At 61.0% G+C, this 15,607-nt stretch carries 15 protein-coding genes; 2 read left to right on the forward strand and 13 right to left on the reverse strand.

Annotation, left to right across the window (positions count from 1 at the left end):
- Window positions 1–11: 11 nt before the first annotated feature.
- From HQL98_10295 to HQL98_10320, 6 genes are all read right to left on the reverse strand, one after another.
- Complete coding sequence (locus HQL98_10295) at window positions 12–1,325, reverse strand: bifunctional folylpolyglutamate synthase/dihydrofolate synthase (protein MBF0272441.1); 1,314 nt, start codon at window positions 1,323–1,325, stop codon at window positions 12–14.
- Window positions 1,322–2,269, reverse strand: a complete 948-nt coding sequence (locus tag HQL98_10300) for an acetyl-CoA carboxylase carboxyltransferase subunit beta (protein MBF0272442.1) — start codon at window positions 2,267–2,269, stop codon at window positions 1,322–1,324. Before HQL98_10300 ends, HQL98_10295 begins: the two co-directional genes overlap by 4 nt.
- Window positions 2,270–2,344: 75 nt before the next feature.
- On the reverse strand, window positions 2,345–2,962 hold the full coding sequence (locus tag HQL98_10305) for a phosphoribosylanthranilate isomerase (protein MBF0272443.1): 618 nt from the start codon (window positions 2,960–2,962) through the stop codon (window positions 2,345–2,347).
- A 49-nt stretch (window positions 2,963–3,011) separates the two neighbouring features.
- Window positions 3,012–3,356 (reverse strand): hypothetical protein, encoded by a 345-nt coding sequence (locus tag HQL98_10310; protein ID MBF0272444.1) that lies wholly within the window; start codon window positions 3,354–3,356, stop codon window positions 3,012–3,014.
- A 97-nt stretch (window positions 3,357–3,453) separates the two neighbouring features.
- Window positions 3,454–4,707, reverse strand: coding sequence for a multifunctional CCA addition/repair protein (locus HQL98_10315; GenBank protein MBF0272445.1), 1,254 nt, complete (start codon window positions 4,705–4,707; stop codon window positions 3,454–3,456).
- 47 nt (window positions 4,708–4,754) lie between these two features.
- Window positions 4,755–5,960, reverse strand: a complete 1,206-nt coding sequence (locus HQL98_10320) for an RtcB family protein (protein MBF0272446.1) — start codon at window positions 5,958–5,960, stop codon at window positions 4,755–4,757.
- Window positions 5,961–6,026: 66 nt separating this feature from the next.
- On the opposite strand from HQL98_10320, the gene HQL98_10325 reads away from it, so the two are divergent.
- Window positions 6,027–6,233, forward strand: a complete 207-nt coding sequence (locus tag HQL98_10325; GenBank protein ID MBF0272447.1) for a hypothetical protein — start codon at window positions 6,027–6,029, stop codon at window positions 6,231–6,233.
- Between the two features lie 7 nt (window positions 6,234–6,240).
- Here the strand turns inward: HQL98_10325 and HQL98_10330 are convergent, their stop codons facing one another.
- The gene (locus HQL98_10330; GenBank protein MBF0272448.1) at window positions 6,241–6,579 is read right to left on the reverse strand and encodes a hypothetical protein; all 339 of its coding nucleotides are present in this window, start codon (window positions 6,577–6,579) and stop codon (window positions 6,241–6,243) included.
- A 271-nt stretch (window positions 6,580–6,850) separates the two neighbouring features.
- Here HQL98_10330 and cysZ point away from each other — a divergent pair, with 271 nt between their 5' ends.
- Window positions 6,851–7,588 carry a sulfate transporter CysZ gene (gene cysZ / locus HQL98_10335; protein ID MBF0272449.1) on the forward strand — a complete coding sequence of 246 codons (738 nt, stop codon included), beginning with the start codon at window positions 6,851–6,853 and terminating at the stop codon, window positions 7,586–7,588.
- A gap of 340 nt (window positions 7,589–7,928) precedes the next feature.
- On the opposite strand, the gene HQL98_10340 is transcribed toward cysZ, so the two are convergent.
- The 6 genes from HQL98_10340 to ribF all read right to left on the reverse strand — a co-directional run bounded on the left by HQL98_10340 (window position 7,929) and on the right by ribF (window position 15,558).
- On the reverse strand, window positions 7,929–9,323 hold the full coding sequence (locus HQL98_10340; GenBank protein ID MBF0272450.1) for an insulinase family protein: 1,395 nt from the start codon (window positions 9,321–9,323) through the stop codon (window positions 7,929–7,931).
- A complete protein-coding gene (locus tag HQL98_10345; protein MBF0272451.1) occupies window positions 9,320–10,666 on the reverse strand; it encodes an insulinase family protein in 1,347 nt (448 codons plus the stop codon). The genes HQL98_10340 and HQL98_10345 overlap by 4 nt, the downstream gene beginning before the upstream one ends.
- 1 nt (window position 10,667) lies before the next feature.
- Window positions 10,668–11,018 (reverse strand): hypothetical protein, encoded by a 351-nt coding sequence (locus tag HQL98_10350; protein MBF0272452.1) that lies wholly within the window; start codon window positions 11,016–11,018, stop codon window positions 10,668–10,670.
- Between the two features lie 17 nt (window positions 11,019–11,035).
- Window positions 11,036–11,536 (reverse strand): signal peptidase II, encoded by a 501-nt coding sequence (gene lspA, locus HQL98_10355; protein MBF0272453.1) that lies wholly within the window; start codon window positions 11,534–11,536, stop codon window positions 11,036–11,038.
- Window positions 11,533–14,373: an isoleucine--tRNA ligase gene (gene ileS / locus HQL98_10360; protein ID MBF0272454.1), complete on the reverse strand. Its 2,841-nt coding sequence runs from the start codon at window positions 14,371–14,373 to the stop codon at window positions 11,533–11,535. Before ileS ends, lspA begins: the two co-directional genes overlap by 4 nt.
- A 174-nt stretch (window positions 14,374–14,547) precedes the next feature.
- Entirely contained in the window at window positions 14,548–15,558 is a 1,011-nt protein-coding gene (gene ribF, locus HQL98_10365; protein MBF0272455.1) for a riboflavin biosynthesis protein RibF, read from the reverse strand.
- Window positions 15,559–15,607: the final 49 nt, after the last annotated feature.

A 15,607-nucleotide genomic window follows, 5' to 3' on the forward strand; every position in this document is an offset into this window, starting at 1 on the left:
CAACCATCCGTTCAACATAACAGAGAACGGGCCTCTCCCACCAGAAACAATGAACCGGTCACTACCACCCGACCCTGTGGTGTGGCAGCCTGACGGGCCGCGTCCAGAGCTTGGCGGGTATCGGCACAGGGGATCACCTTGGGAACCAGCCCGTTCCACAGATGGATCAGTTCCTGGGGGTTGCGTCCCCGGTTGCCGCCGCAGGGCACGGTGAAAACCGTGTGGGCCACCGTGGCCAACTGTGCCACCATGGCGGCGCCATCTTTGTTGTTCAGCACCGAAAACACCAGGACCGTTGGATGCTGGGCTCCATTCCTGGACGTATCACGCAGAAACCGTACCAAGGCCTGAACCGCGTCCGGATTGTGGGCGCCATCCAGCCAGACGGGGGGATGGCCCGGAAAACACTCCAGGCGACCGGGCCAGACCGCTCCGGCCACCCCCGCCCGCAACGCTCCCCGGGTCACCGGATACCCCTGACGCCCCAGTTCTTTGGCAGCGGCCACGGACAGGGCGGCGTTGGCATACTGGTGCAATCCCGGCAGGGAGGGAGCGGGCAAAAAGAGGGATCCCTCCTGGTCGCGAAACCGCCACAACCCTTGGATGGCATTCGGACCGGAAGGCGGCGCGAATCCGAACTCCCGACCTTCCCGCGCCACAGGTGTGCCCAAGCGAGCCGCCACACCCGTCACCACCCGTTCGGTTTCCCGACCGCCGGTCGCGACCAGGGCGGGCACTCCTTTTTTAAGGATTCCAGCCTTCTCCCGGGCGATTCCCGCCAGGGAGGGCCCCAGATGGTCGGTATGATCCAATCCCAACGCGGTGATGACGCTCAACAGGGGGGTCACCACGTTGGTGGCGTCCAGACGCCCCCCCAGTCCGGTTTCCAGCAGCACGATCCCCGGCGGACGACCCGACCGACGACCAAAAGGCTCCAGACGTGCGAAATACAGCAGAGCCGCAGCCGTGGTCCATTCAAAGAAGGTGGTCTCCTTGTTCGGGTCATGGGCCAGGGTTTCACTCAAAACCGCATCCAGGTCGTCATCGTCGATCTCCACCCGGTTGACCCGGATCCGTTCGTTGAAGCGCACCAAGTGGGGAGAGGTGAATACCGCCACCGGAATCCCGGCGGCCAGACAGATCGCTTCCAAAAAGGCGATCACCGAACCTTTACCGTTGGTCCCCGCCACGTGGACCACCTTCAATCCCTTCTGGGGGTTGCCCAGTCGGGACAAAAGACGACGAACCGGAGTCAATCCGAGGCGAATGGTCTCCGGATGGCGTCTGGCCAGCAGCACACCCAGGGCCGGAACCCTGGCGCTCATTCGGAGCCGGCCAGCGCCTTGGACTCCTCGGGACGATGGCCGGGTTCCAGACGATACGGGCCATTGCTCCTGCCGGTCTCTTCCCGGGTTCCTTTGGAGCGGGTCAGACGGGCAAGCAGATCGGACAACTGATCCCGCATTTCGTCCCTGGGGCAGATGCGATCGATAAAGCCATGTTCCAGAAGATATTCGCTGCGCTGGAATCCTTCGGGCAGGGTTTCGCGCATGGTCTGTTCGATGACCCTCGGGCCGGCGAAGCAGATCAGGGCATGGGGTTCCGCCAGGATGATATCCCCCAGCATGGCGAAGGAGGCGGTCACGCCACCGGTGGTGGGATCGGTCAGAACCGAAATGAAGGGCAATCCCGCCTCATCCAGCCGGGTGAGGGCGGTGGAGGTGCGGGCCATTTGCATCAGGGACAGAATGCCTTCTTGCATGCGCGCGCCTCCGGAGGCGGAAAACACCACATAGCCGCATTTTTCCTCGACCGCGGCCAGGGCGCCCTGAGCCACTTTGGCCCCCGCCACAGAACCCATGGATCCCCCCAGAAAGGAAAAATCAAAGGCGGTCACCACAGCCGGCACCTCCTTGATGGTGCCCTTGAAAACCCGCACCGCGTCTTGCAGACCGGTCTCCTTCTGGGCATCCCGGACCCGGTCCCGGTAACGTTTCAGATCCTTGAATTTCAGGGGATCCGCGGATTGCAAATTGGCGAACAGCTCCTTGCGGCCTTCGGGATCCAGGGTGATGTCGATGCGGGAAAATCCCGAAATGCGAAAATGGTGTTTGCAATGGGGACAGACATGGAGATTACGTTCCAGCTCCTTGTGAAACAGGGTTTGTCCACAAGGTTCGCATTTGATCCACAGCCCTTCCGGCGGGTGTTGGGCCCGGTTGCCCGCCACTTTGATCTTGGGCTTGATGATGCGGTTGAACCAGTTCATGGGCGTATTTGCCGTCATGTTATCCATGCTCCCCATTGTTTCCTCCCCTTGGCCAAGAGAAAGAAAAGCTTGCGTTTACGCGGCGGCCCGATGGACCTGCCGAATGAATTGCGCCATTGCGTCGTGATTCTTGATTCCCGGTGCCGATTCCACGCCGCTGGAGACATCGACGGCATAGGGAGCTACCTGACGAACCGCTTGAAAGACATTCTCCGGGTTGAGTCCTCCCGCCAGAATCAGCGGCACCGGGGAACGGTATCCAGCGATCAAGGACCAGTCGAACACGCATCCTGACCCGCCATAGTGGTCCGCCACCTTGGCATCCAACAGCAGACCCTGGACCGGAAACCGTTCCAGTCCCGTCAGATCTGCCGCCTCCCCCACCCGCACTGCCTTGATCACCCGACCGGGCAGACCGCGACACGCTTCCGGGGATTCGTCTCCATGCAACTGGATCACATCCAGCCGACAGACCGCGGCGGTGGTATGGATCTCTTCCCGGGACGCGTTGACGAACAGACCGGTGATGGTGATGAAGGGGGGCAGGCGTTTCAGGATTCGAGCCGTCGCTTCCGGGGTGATATGGCGCTTTGAAGGGGGATAAAAGACAAATCCCAGGGCATCGGCTCCCGCCGCCACGGCGGCCAGGGCATCTTCGACCCTGGTGATTCCACAGATCTTGACCCTGGGTATCATGCCATCCGTTTCCTTGCTGCGCGTCAGAAAGAGTTGTGAGGCCGGATTACGCGTCTTCCTCTTCCGACTCTTCCTCGTCTTCTTCGTCTTCTTCCATTTCGATGCTGCCGACAACCCGTCCCAGAAAATCGTGGATCTGACGCTGTTCTCCGAAACGTTTTTCATCGGCTTCGAGATCCCCAAGGGTCACCGAGGGATCAAGGCTGTAGTGCAAAGGTTCGTCTTCGGCGATCACATCGTCCAGAAGATAGATGTCGCACGCCTCGGGATACCAGTCTTCCATGCTGAAATGGCCTGGGGCATCCAGACGGGTGAGAATCGGCGACTTGCCGCCAAACTCCAGGGTAACCGTTTGCCCTGGTTTGATTTTTTCGACTTCGATGCTCTCCATGACGACGATGTCCTTGAACCTGGGGTGGACCCGATTGACCAAACCATAAAGATAACGAAATTGGCGACCGGAGGCAACCGCGGGAGAGCAACGCCGCTCATCTCAGGGGATCATCCGGTCGTCGTTTTGGCAGCGTGTTCAGTCCGGAGCGCATCTGCTTGACTCGCCGGATACGTTCCTGGCGTAACGCCTGCCCCAACGCAGCTCCCTGCAAGCCGGTTTCCGCCAAGGCCTTGGCATCCACCGACAGGCAGGCCCGCAACGCGGTTCGCAACGCCTCTCCCGCCGGATACTCTCCCAAGGGTCCATCCCGGGCGTCGGCGGTACAGGCGAGCAGAAACGGATCCAGCTGTTCCGGACGGCGCAAAGCGTCCAGGATTTCCAGCAGTCCCACCACCTTGCCGGGGCGCATCTCCTCCACCCGGTGACAGCGCATGTGTTGTCCCGCCACCAGCACCGCCAGTCGCCCGAAGGGTTTCGACACCTTGAGACGGGCGCACAACCCGGTCACCACCCCCTCACCCCGTTGGTCATGACCGTGATGGCGCGGCAGTTGCTCCATCGGGGTCAATCCCTTGCCCAGATCGTGGGTCAGGGCGGCAAAACGGATCACCGGATCCGGAGTCAACCGGGCAGCCCGCTCCAATACCCACAACACATGAGCGAAGGCATCCCCTTCGGGATGATATTCAGGGGAATGGCTCTGGCCCTTCAGGGCGGTCAACTCCGGAAACAGCACCTCCAGGGCGCCGCAGGCGTCCAAGGCCCGAAAGTAATCCGCCGGGGCGTTGCTCTCCAACGCCTTGAGGGTCTCTTGCCAGACCCGTTCCACAGCCAGATCCGACAACTCCCCGGATTGGGTGATCCGGGTCATCCGTTCCAGGGTGGCCGGTTCCACCCGAAATCCCAGGCCGGCGAAACGGGCGCGAAAACGGGCCACCCGCAACACCCGCAACGGATCTTCGGCAAACGCGTCGGAAACATGCCGCAAACGACGTTGTTCCAGATCGTTCCGACCGCCGCAGGGATCGATGATCCCACCGTCCGGATCCATGGCCATGGCGTTGATGGTCAGGTCTCGGCGGTAAAGATCCTCTTCCAGGGGGATCCCCGGGGAAAAATCCACCGCGAACCCTTTGTATCCCCGACCAGATTTGCGTTCCCTGCGGGCCAGGGCGTACTCTTCACCGCTTTCTGGATGCAAAAACACCGGAAACGAGGCCCCGACCGGTCGGAATCCCCGCGCCACCATGCTGTCCGGGGACTCTCCCAGCACCACCCAATCCCGTTCCCCGATGGGCAGACCCAACAGGCCATCCCGCACGCATCCGCCGACCCGATATGCCGTCAAACCGGCCAGATCCGCCCGGGGACGGATTTCCCCCGTGCCCGTTTCTTTCATCCCTTGATGCATACCGCCTGTCGCAGGGCATGTACCGGTTCCGCCAGATCCTGCTGATGGGCCATGACCACCTCGATATCCTTGTAGGCTGCGGGGATTTCGTCCAGAACCGAGCGATCCTTGGGACAGGCCACCCCTTTTGTCTGTTGGACCAGATCCTCCACCCCAAAGCGGCGCAACGCCTCCTGTCGGCCCATGCGGCGACCCGCCCCGTGGGCGCAGGAGTGAAACGCCTCCCGACTCCCCTTGCCCCGCACGATGTAAGAAAGGCTGCCCATGGAGCCGGGAATCACCCCCCAATCCCCGGATCGGGCCCGGATCGCCCCTTTGCGGGTCACCCAGGTGTCGGTGCCGAAATGGCGTTCCCGGGTCACGTAGTTGTGATGACAGTCGATTACCGCGTCGCGACAGGCCACCGGACGGGACAGGGTGGCGCGAAGGACTGCGAGGGTCGCTTCCAGCAGGAAAGCCCGATTGGCCTTGGCGAACGCCTGCGCCCAATCGGCGGCGCGCAGGTAATCGGTGAACTCCTGGCTGCCTTCGCGGAAAAAAGCCAAATCCCCGTCCGGCAGGGTCCGCAGTTCCCGACCCAGGCTCTCTTTGGCCCGTTGAATGAAATAGGTGCCGATGCGATTGCCCACCCCCCGGGAACCCGAATGGATCAGCACCCACACCCGATCCTGTTCATCGATCCGCAGTTCGATGAAGTGGTTGCCGGTGCCCAGAGTGCCTAAATGACGCACGGTATTGGTGCGGGCATTGAGAAGTTTGGGATGGCGGGTCAACAGGTCCGGCAACAGGCGTTGCACCCCGTGTCGCTCCCACCAAGCCGCGATGGGAGCGGGCAGGGATGACCAGGCGCCTTGATCGTTCGGTCCGCCGTCGTCGGTGCGGCCATGGGGGATGGCTTTTTCGATGGCCCCTCGCAGGGACTCCCCGTGGTCCGCCAGATCCGCGGCGTTGAGGTTCAGTGGGGCGGCGCACATGCCGCAACCGATATCCACCCCGACCGCCGCCGGCATCACGGCGCCGATGGTGGGAATCACCGAACCGATGGTGGCCCCCATGCCGGCATGCACGTCGGGCATGGCCGCCACATGGTGAAACACGAACGGCAGATTGGCCACGTTCGCAAGCTGTCTGCGGGACAGATCATCCACCTCGTCGGTGAAAATCTTGACCGGCACACGCGCACCGTTCATGCTCTCCTTGACCGGCATGACACCTCTCCTCGCCTTGTTTCCGTCTCAAGGGAGTCCATAAAACCCATGATCCTCAAACGGCTGATGACGATTTCAGGTGCCATTTCCATGGCTGCGGGATTCCACCGTCTGTTCCATCCGCCCCAGCCAATCGAGGATGTGCAACAACTCCCGGAACTGGTTCAGAACGCCATGGATCTGACCCTGATCAACATGGGACTGGTTTTGGTCGGGGGAATCTTGATCCTGATCGCCATGACGATCCGACGCTGACGGGCTTTCAATTCCGTTTGAACAGAGCCTCAGCCGCGGCCCAGGCGGCTGTGCTGCCCCCGGCGTTGCGCGACTTGTTGCTATTGTTGGCGCTGTTGCCATTGCCGCTGCCATTGCCGGTGTTGCGACCGGATGCGCGCAGGGTTTCGTTGCGTGGCAAGGATCCCTTGGGCTTGAAAAAATCACAGAAATTGGACCGGTCCTTGTCCACAATCCGTTCGGCCACGGTCTCCCGGCACTCGTTGTAGCTGCCCGTATCGTGGAAGCGGCAGTTCAAACAGACCCGCGTCTCCTTCATGCACCCGGCGCAAACCTCCGACCGGCCAAATCCGTTGGACGGCAGCATGGCTCCGCAACTCCAACAGTGCGACGTTTTTCCAACCGTCATCTAAGGCATCTCCCAAAAGTGACACTTCCTCCAGACGAACACGACATCATCAAGCACGCGATTTTGTCGTCCCGCCTCCCCTTGCAACCGACCCGGCAAGGACCAGACCGGATTTTCCATCCATTCGACTTTCACGTTTTGACACGATCCTTGCGTATGCGATCCATCCATGAGAAAGCTCCCTCTTTAGCCATTCCATCCTCACCCCAGAGACACGGAGTATCCAACCATGCCATACCCCTCTTTTCTCCGAGGCGCCGGTTATCTCCTGACCGGTTTGAAACTCCTGACCGCACCAGGATTGCGACGTTTTGTGTTCGCGCCGCTGGTGATCGGTTCTTTGCTGTTTGCCGCAGGCAGTTGGGTCGCCCTGACCCATGTGCTGGCCTGGGCGGACTGGCTCAATGGTTACCTGCCCGGCTGGCTGCAATGGATGCAGTGGATTCTGATCCCTTTGCTGTTCGGTTCGGTGGGCATTTTGCTGTTTACCACCCTGGGCACCATCGCCAATCTGATCGGCGCACCGTTCAACGCGCTCTTGGCCCAACAGGTGGAAATCCAGCTCACCGGCCGATTCGCCACCCGGGATAACCAGCAACCCCTTGGCCTGCTGGAGAACATCTTCCCACCCATCCGCAGCGAAATCCAGAAAATCTTCTATTATCTGGCCAGAGCGCTACCATTATTGATTCTTTTTGTGGTGCCCGTGGTTCAGATTGTGGCCCCGTTTATCTGGATGATCTTCTCCAGTTGGATGAACGCCTTTCAATACGCGGACATTCCCATGGGCAACCACAATCTGTACGACAAGGAAATCCTCGCTCACTTACGACAAAAACGACTGCTTTCCCTGGGATTTGGCGCGGCCACGCTGGTGATGAGCCTGATCCCGTTCGTTAATTTCCTGGCCATGCCCGCTGCCGTGGCCGGTGCCACCGCCATGTGGGTGAAAGAGTGGCAGGGGTGAACATCTGGCACGTTTTTCCCTAAGGACGTTCCGACAAGGGAGGCGTGTAGGTTTGCTGACACACGCCTCCCTTAAACCCTTCGTTGCAGGGATCGGGAACATCACGGGAAACCAGCCATGAAAACGCTCAATGTCCATTTCGATTCACACTTCAAGCACACCTTGAAGGAGTGCCCGGTGTGCGGCAGTCATCCGATGCACATCTATCGCTGCACCTGCTGCGGAGAAGTCCGGTGTGGCAGCGATCAATGCATTGGCAGCAAAGGCACGCAATATAAACGCTGGGCACGGGGAGGAACCCTTTGCCGCCATTGCGGGGAAGGCACCTACCGTCTGCTCGTCAGCGACTCGGAGGAGATGCTTCAGTTTTTGACCGAGTATCGGCGACCGGTGCGGGTCCTGCCGGCATCCGCTTGCCAACCGTCACGGTACAAAGCCGTTTGAGGGGCAGAATCCGTTTGGCGACGCGCCGCACATCCTCGCGGGTGACGGCGCGGATCCTTTCGGGCCACTTGTCCAGATAATCCATGCCCCGCTGATAATAACCGATCCGACTCCAGGTATCGGCCAGTTTGTCCAGGCCATCCAGTTGCAAGGGGAAGGAGCCGGTCAGATAGCGTTTCACATCCGCCAGTTCCGTCTCCCCCACGTCCTCTTCCACCAGACGGGTCAATTCGCGGCGGATCAGGGAAAGGGCCTCCTCGACGGAGGCGTTTTTGGTCTCGGTGCCCACCATGAACGGACCACGTCCCGCCAGGGGGGAAAAATAGGAAAACACCCCATAGGCCAGACCCCGCTCCTCGCGGATCACCCGGTTCAAACGGCTGGTGAGTCCTCCGCCTCCCAGGATCTGGTTCATGACCATCAGGGCATAAAAATCCGGATCATCCCGATGGATGCCCACCACGCCGATCCGCACGGTGGTTTGGGGCAGATCCATTTCCACATGCTGCTCCGTGCCTTTTTCTACCGGAACGGCTTCCGGGGGGGGACCCAGAGGACCGGGCTGGGATTCCAGGCCGGAGAGGTGTTTTTCCACCAGTCCCTTGAGCCGTTCCAGTCCCACATCCCCGGCCACGGCGATCACCATGCCCGGACCCCGGAACACAGCGGCGTGATGACGCCGGATGTCCGCCAGTTCGATGCGTTTGACACTCTCCACCGTACCGTTCACCGGGCTGGCGTAGGGGTGACGCTCTCCGAAGATCATGGGAAAAATCGCCCGGGTGGCCCGGAAGGTCGGTTCCTCTTCGCTTTTGATCAACTCCGCGACCCGCTCCCGCACGCCGCGTTGGAAATCCTGCTCCACAAAACGGGGACGGATCATCGCCTCCCCGAGACGGGTCCAGGCTTCGTCCAGGTGGTCGCTCAAGGTGGTCATGCTCACATCCAGGGTGTCCTGCCCGGCGCTGGCACCGAGGGAGATCCCGTAATAGTGCAACCGTTCCTGAAACGCCACCGAGTCCAGTTCCCCGGCCCCTTCGTTGAACATCCAGGCGGTCATGGCCGCCACCCCTTCCCGACCCGCCGGATCGTAGACACCGCCACCCCGGGCCAGGATTCTGGTTTCCACCATGGGATTGACGTGGTTTTCCACCAAAAAGACCTGGATGCCATTGGAAGTGACAAAAGGCACCACCTTGGCATTTTCCGCGGCCAGGGCCGGAGCCGTCCAGGAAAGCCACAATACCAGCAGGCCATACCGCCACGGAAAAGCAGAAAAACGGACACTCATGGTTTCAAGATCCCCACGGTCAGGCGTTCCGGGCGCAGATATTTGGCCGCCACACGTTGCAACGCCTCGCTGGTCACCGCCCGCACCCGTTTGGGATAGTCATCCACCATCCCGTGCCAATCCAGATCGTTGACCTCCATGCGGCCAATGATCCAGGCGATCCGGTCGATGGAGTCCTGGGCATAGACATGTTCGGCGATCAGGCCATTGCGGGCTTTTTCCAACTCCCGGACCGGAACCGGTTCCCGGACCAGACGGTCCACCTCGGCGAAAATCGCCTTTTCCATCTCCTGGAGATCGGCGCCGGGCTTGGGCATGGCGGACAGGGAAAACAGCTCCCAACTGGCGGAAAAGCCACTGTAGGCCGCCGACGCCGAAACCGCCAAACCCATGTCACGAATCAAACGTTGATTCAAACGGCTAGTACTGCCGCTTCCCAGCACCACCGCCAGCACGTCCAGCGCCAGGGCGTCTTCCGGACCGTCGGGCATGGCCAGGGAGGGGACCGCGTATCCGGCCATCCAGATGGGCAGTTTGGCGGCGGAATCCCGCACTTCCAGGCGATCGGGTTTTTCCCGTCGGGGGGGTTCGGGAAACGGAAGAGGGGGGGCGGTGGGCTGGGCCGTGAGGGGGGAAAAATATTTCCGCACCAGACCCTCCACCTTTTCCGGATCCACATCCCCCACCACCACCAAAATGGCGTTGTTGGGAGCGTAAAAGGTCTGATACCACCCCTTGAGATCCTCCAGCTTCAGTTCGGCGATTTCATTCATGGCGCCGATGACCGGACGACCATAGGGATGATCCCCATAGGCCAAGGCCCGATAGCGCTCCAGCATGCGTTGATTGGGATCCGAATCGGTACGCATGCGCCGCTCTTCGCGCACCACGAGATTTTCCGATTTGAACTCCCCTTCCTGAAGCTTCAATCCCCGCATCCGGTCGGCTTCCAGTTTTAGGGCCAGTTCCACCCGATCCGAGGCCAACTTGATGTAATACATGGTGTAATCGGTGGTGGTGGAGGCGTTGTCCTCCCCGCCTTCCTGGGCGACGAGTTTGCTGAACGCCTCGGGGGAGAGGGTCTCGGTGCCCTGGAACATCATATGTTCCAGCATGTGGGACAAACCGGTCTTGCCTGGTATTTCGTTGGCGGAGCCGACCCGATACCACATCTGGGTGATCACCACCGGGGCTTTGGACTCCCGGGCCACCACCACCTTGAGACCATTATCCAGTTTGAACTCCCGGGCATCCAGGGCCAACGCGGGACGGACGGTCCCGGCCAGCACCATCAGGCCGATTCCCACCCATCCCAGAGTCCGCCCGACCGATACCGGTCGCATGTCACTTGCCACCGGTGGGGGTGCCGAGCCAACCCGGCAGGCGTTCCTGTTGATCCCGGGTCAGGGGTTTGCTCTCTTGTCTGGCTTCGGGGGTTTTGAACAGAATCGAACGGGCCGATGTGGGTGCGGAAGAATCGTTGCGGGGGGATGCGGCGATCCGATTGTCATCGTCTTCCTGGGTTTCCTTGCCCGGAAGCACATTCAGATCCGGCGGAATTTCCAAAGGTTCTCGCGTGGCGACGCGACCGGGATCCAGCATGTTGTCTTCCCACGGCAGGGTGAAATTGCTCGAACAACCAGCCAGGGGCAACACTGCCGCAAGGGCCAAAACCGGCATCACGAACCTGTTCATTTTTTTCATGGATCGCCTCAAGGATCGGAAGTGTTCGACGTAAGCAGATGATCCAACAACAAAAGGCCAACTCCGGCGCTGATGGCGCAATCCGCCAGATTGAACACCGGAAACGACAGATCATGCCAGTGAACATACAAAAAGTCCACCACCCATCCAAAACGGACACGATCCAGCAGATTGCCCAGGGCACCACCCAGCAGCATGCCCAGTCCCACGACCAGAATCCGGGTTTCGGCGGTACGCAGCATCCAGATGATCAGCAGCGAGGCCACGGCGGCCACGCTGCACAAAAACAGCACCCGATACTCCGCGGCCATACCGGTGAACAAACCAAAAGCCGCCCCGACATTATGCACCAGCACCAGATCGAAAAATCCCGGAATCAAGGTGATGCCCTGTTCGGCCAACTCCCGGGTGGACAACCATTTGGCCCACTGGTCCAAAACGAATACCAGCACCGCCAATACCAGTCCCACGCCCAGGCGGGCATTCCACCAGCCTCCGCCACCCGTCATCGGGAGGAACCATCCGCGGCGAGCACCTCATGACACCGGGGACACAGCACCTCATCCCCCACCCCCACTCCGGAATCCCAGTTCCAGCAGCGTTGACACTTGCCACCCTTGGCCAGGGCAATGGACACTTTCAATCCTTCCACTTCGGCATCGACCTCCAATCCTTCCGGGGCCTCTTCCAGGGGACGGACATGCACGGCGGAAACGATGAAGATCCGATGCAAATCCCGCATCTGACGCAACACATCCCCCAGTCCGGCATCGGCGTACAGCGTGACGACCGATTCCAGGAAGGTGCCCAACCGTTTTTCCCGCCGTTCGATCTCCAAAACTCGGTATGCCGCCGCCCGCACCTTGCGAACCGTTTTCCAGCGGGCGGCCAACGCCTCGTCCTGCCACAAGGAGTCCGCTTCGGGCAACAACGCCAGATGGACCGATTCCGGACGGGATCCCCCCATCTGGGCCCACACCTCTTCGGCGGTGAAGGAGAGGATCGGCGCCATCAGGCGGGTCACGGCCTCCAGGATATGGGCCAGCACCGTCTGGGCGGAACGCCGTTCGACAGAACGCTCGCCTTCACAATAAAGGCGATCCTTGAGCACGTCCAGGTAAAAAGCCCCCATGTCCACGGCGCAGAAATAATGAATATCCTGATAGACCCGATGGAAGGCGTATTCGTCGTAGGCCACCCGCACGTCGGTGATCAATCCGTGCAGTTGATGCAAGGCCCACCGGTCGAGTTCGGGCATCTGGTCCAGGGAGACGCCATCTCGTTCCGGATCGAATTGGGCCAGATTACCCAGCAAAAACCGCAAGGTATTGCGGATGCGCCGGTAGGCGTCGGAAAGTCCCTTGAGGATTTCGTCGGAGATGCGTATATCCCCGGCATAGTCTTCGGCGGTCACCCACATGCGCAGGATGTCCGCGCCGTACTGCTGGATCACCTTGGCCGGGGCGATGACGTTGCCCAGGGATTTGGACATCTTGCGGCCCTTGCCATCCACCACGAAACCGTGGGTCAACACCGCCTTGTAGGGTGCCTTGCCCCGCACGCCGACCGAGGCCAAGAGGCTGGAATGAAACCATCCCCGGTGCTGGTCCGACCCTTCCAGGTAGAGGTCCGCCGGCCAGGTCAATCCCCACCCCGCCGGATCCTGGCGCCGCAAAACCGCCGCCTGGGTCACCCCGGAATCAAACCAGACATCCAGGATATCCTTTTCCTTGGCGAAGGTTTCGCCTCCGCACCCGGGACAGCGGAATCCGGCGGGCAGAAAGGCCGCCGCTTCCTTGGCGAACCAGACATCGGCGCTGTGTTGTTCCACCTGGAGGGCGATGGATTCGACCACCTGTCCATCGGTGACCACCCGACCGCAGCCCTGACAGGTGATCACCGCGATGGGCACGCCCCAGGAGCGTTGCCGGGAGACGCACCAGTCCGGACGCACCGCGACCATGTTGTAAATCCGCTCTCGCCCCCAGGCCGGAATCCAGCGGGTCTGGTTGATCTCCTCCAGGGCTTTTTCCCGCAGTGTATTGGTTTCCATGGAGATGAACCACTGGGGAGTGGCACGGATGATCACCGGTTTGTGACAACGCCAGCAGTGGGGATAGCTGTGGGTGAGGCGACTCTGGGCCAACAGTCGGCCCTGTTCGTTCAACAGGGCCACCACCGCCTCGTTGGCCTTGAAAATATGCTGACCGGCGAAATGGGGGGTTCCCGCCTCGAACACCCCTCGGTCGTCCACGGGATTATACACCGGCAGACCATAGCGCCGTCCCACGTCATAGTCTTCGTGACCATGGCCGGGGGCGGTGTGGACGCAGCCGGTACCCGCCTCCAGGGTGACGTGACGCCCCAAAAGAATCGGCGCGTCCCGTTCCACCAGGGGATGACGGAACCGTTTGCCTTCCAGGGTGGCGCCGGCAAAACGGCTCAGGATTTCGACCCCTTCCCGGGGCACGCCCCAGGCATCCACGCACGACTCCCACAGACCTTCCGCCAGAATGACGGTTTCACCCACCGTCAGATTGGCGCAGCGGCCCGGATCGGTGATCCGCGCCGCCACATAGACCAGTTCCGGATGGAGACAGACCGCCAGATTGGCGGGAATGGTCCAGGGGGTGGTGGTCCAGATGACCACCGAGACCGCCCCTTCGAGGCCGGGGAGGGTTTCATCGGCGGACAGGGGGAACTTGACGAAAATGGCGGTGGATTGATGATCCGCGTACTCCACCTCGGCCTCGGCCAGGGCGGTGACATCGTTGACACACCAGTAGACCGGCTTGGAGCCTTTGAACAGTCCGCCGTTGACCAGGAACTGTCCCAACTCTCGCAGGATGTCGGCCTCGAAGCGGTAATCCATGGTCAGATAGGGATGCTGCCAGTCGCCGATCACCCCGAGGCGCTTGAACTCCTCCCGCTGGATATCCACCCAGCGTTGGGCATAATCCCGGCAATGGCCCCGGAAGACCACCGGATCCATGGTCTCCTTGTCCAATCCCTGCTGTTTGAGTTCCACCTCCACCTTGGTTTCGATGGGCAGGCCGTGACAGTCCCAGCCGGGCACATAGGGGACATCAAACCCTTCCATGCGCCGGAATTTTAGGATCACATCCTTGAGCACCTTGTTGATCGCGTGACCCATGTGCAAATTGCCGTTGGCGTAGGGCGGGCCATCGTGCAGCACGAACAAAGGCCGTCCCGCCGCCGTTTCGCGCATGCGGGCATGCAGATCCATGCTCTCCCAGCGGGCCAGAATGGCCGGTTCGCTGGCGGGCAGGTCGGCACGCATGGGAAACGGGGTGACTGGCAAACGCACGGTATTTTTGTAATCCACGTCCTTGAACTCCTTGCCACGCTTTCGATCCATCATCCTTCGATCATCCGCAGATTGCGACCACTCCGTTGATCGTCTCGGCGCAGATGATAAAATATCGAATGTTCCTTGTCCATCTTGGCCGTCACGACCGGGGGGACAAAGCGCATGGAAGGGGGATGCCAGGGAGGGATTTCAGGTGGGAGAGAGGGTGCTGTTTTCGGATGCGAAATGGGCCTGGGCCTGTTCCACGTCCCGGCGGATCTGGGCCTGCAACGCCTGCACATCCGGAAAACGCATCTCCGAACGCAGATGGCGCAAGAATTGTACACGCAGAATTTTTCGATAAAGATCCATGGGCACCGGGGCCAACAGGTGGGCCTCCAGCCGCAAGTCGGCGTCGCCGAAGGTGGGATTGCGTCCCACATTCACCACCGCGGGCAGCCAGCATCCCCCCACGCACGCCTTGGCCACATAGACCCCGATGGGAGGATGCAACATGCCTCCCAGGGCGATGTTGGCCGTGGGAAAACCCAGCTTGCGCCCCCGCTGAAAACCGATCACCACCCGTCCTTCCACCTCGAAGGGACGGTCCAGCAGTCGGGCCGCCATGGCGAAGGAACCGGCGGAGACCTCCCGTCTGACCCAGGTGGACGAAACCGGCTGACCATCCAGGATCACCAACGGATGGGCATGCACCCCGAATCCATGGATCTCCCCCATGCGGGCCAGATCCTCGAACGTGCCCACCCCTTTGGCCCCGAAGCGGAAGTTCTCCCCCACCACCACCTCCCGGGCCCCCACGCCATGGACCAGAATCTCCCGCACGAAGGTTTCGGGGGGCATGGCGGCCAAAGCGCGGTTGAAATGCAGCACAAACAGCGCCTCCACCCCCGCCTCTTCCATCCAGCGGGCCTTGCCCCGCAAACCGGTGATGCGGGGAGGGGTCCGTTCCGGGTTGAGCAGGCGCAACGGATGAGGCTCGAAGGTCACCGCCATGATCGCCGCTCCGCCATGCATGGCGGTCAACGCCCGCAAATGGGCAAACAGGGTCTGATGGCCCCGGTGTACACCGTCAAAATTGCCGATGGCGACCACCGCATTCCGGAACCGGGGGGGCAGATTTCTGAGTCCTCGAATGATATACATGCCCAACGCACTGTTCTTGATGCCAGAAAGTCCGTCATCGATCCGCCCCGTGCGCACCGATCACTCTCCGGGAACTACGATCCTTTGCAAAACCCATTCCTCAATT

The organism is Magnetococcales bacterium (genome assembly GCA_015231755.1).
Lineage (GTDB): Bacteria > Pseudomonadota > Magnetococcia > Magnetococcales > Magnetaquicoccaceae > Magnetaquiglobus.

Excerpts from the sequence above, each read along its gene's own strand:
- lspA (MBF0272453.1), bottom strand. The coding sequence starts at position 11,536 with ATGACGGGTGGCGGAGGCTGGTGGAATGCCCGCCTGGGCGTGGGACTG.
- HQL98_10350 (MBF0272452.1), bottom strand. The coding sequence starts at position 11,018 with ATGAACAGGTTCGTGATGCCGGTTTTGGCCCTTGCGGCAGTGTTGCCC.
- HQL98_10325 (MBF0272447.1), top strand. The coding sequence starts at position 6,027 with ATGATCCTCAAACGGCTGATGACGATTTCAGGTGCCATTTCCATGGCT.
- HQL98_10300 (MBF0272442.1), bottom strand. The coding sequence starts at position 2,269 with ATGAACTGGTTCAACCGCATCATCAAGCCCAAGATCAAAGTGGCGGGC.
- HQL98_10330 (MBF0272448.1), bottom strand. The coding sequence starts at position 6,579 with ATGCTGCCGTCCAACGGATTTGGCCGGTCGGAGGTTTGCGCCGGGTGC.
- cysZ (MBF0272449.1), top strand. The coding sequence starts at position 6,851 with ATGCCATACCCCTCTTTTCTCCGAGGCGCCGGTTATCTCCTGACCGGT.
- HQL98_10295 (MBF0272441.1), bottom strand. The coding sequence starts at position 1,325 with ATGAGCGCCAGGGTTCCGGCCCTGGGTGTGCTGCTGGCCAGACGCCAT.
- HQL98_10340 (MBF0272450.1), bottom strand. The coding sequence starts at position 9,323 with ATGAGTGTCCGTTTTTCTGCTTTTCCGTGGCGGTATGGCCTGCTGGTA.
- HQL98_10310 (MBF0272444.1), bottom strand. The coding sequence starts at position 3,356 with ATGGAGAGCATCGAAGTCGAAAAAATCAAACCAGGGCAAACGGTTACC.
- HQL98_10345 (MBF0272451.1), bottom strand. The coding sequence starts at position 10,666 with ATGCGACCGGTATCGGTCGGGCGGACTCTGGGATGGGTGGGAATCGGC.
- HQL98_10320 (MBF0272446.1), bottom strand. The coding sequence starts at position 5,960 with ATGAACGGTGCGCGTGTGCCGGTCAAGATTTTCACCGACGAGGTGGAT.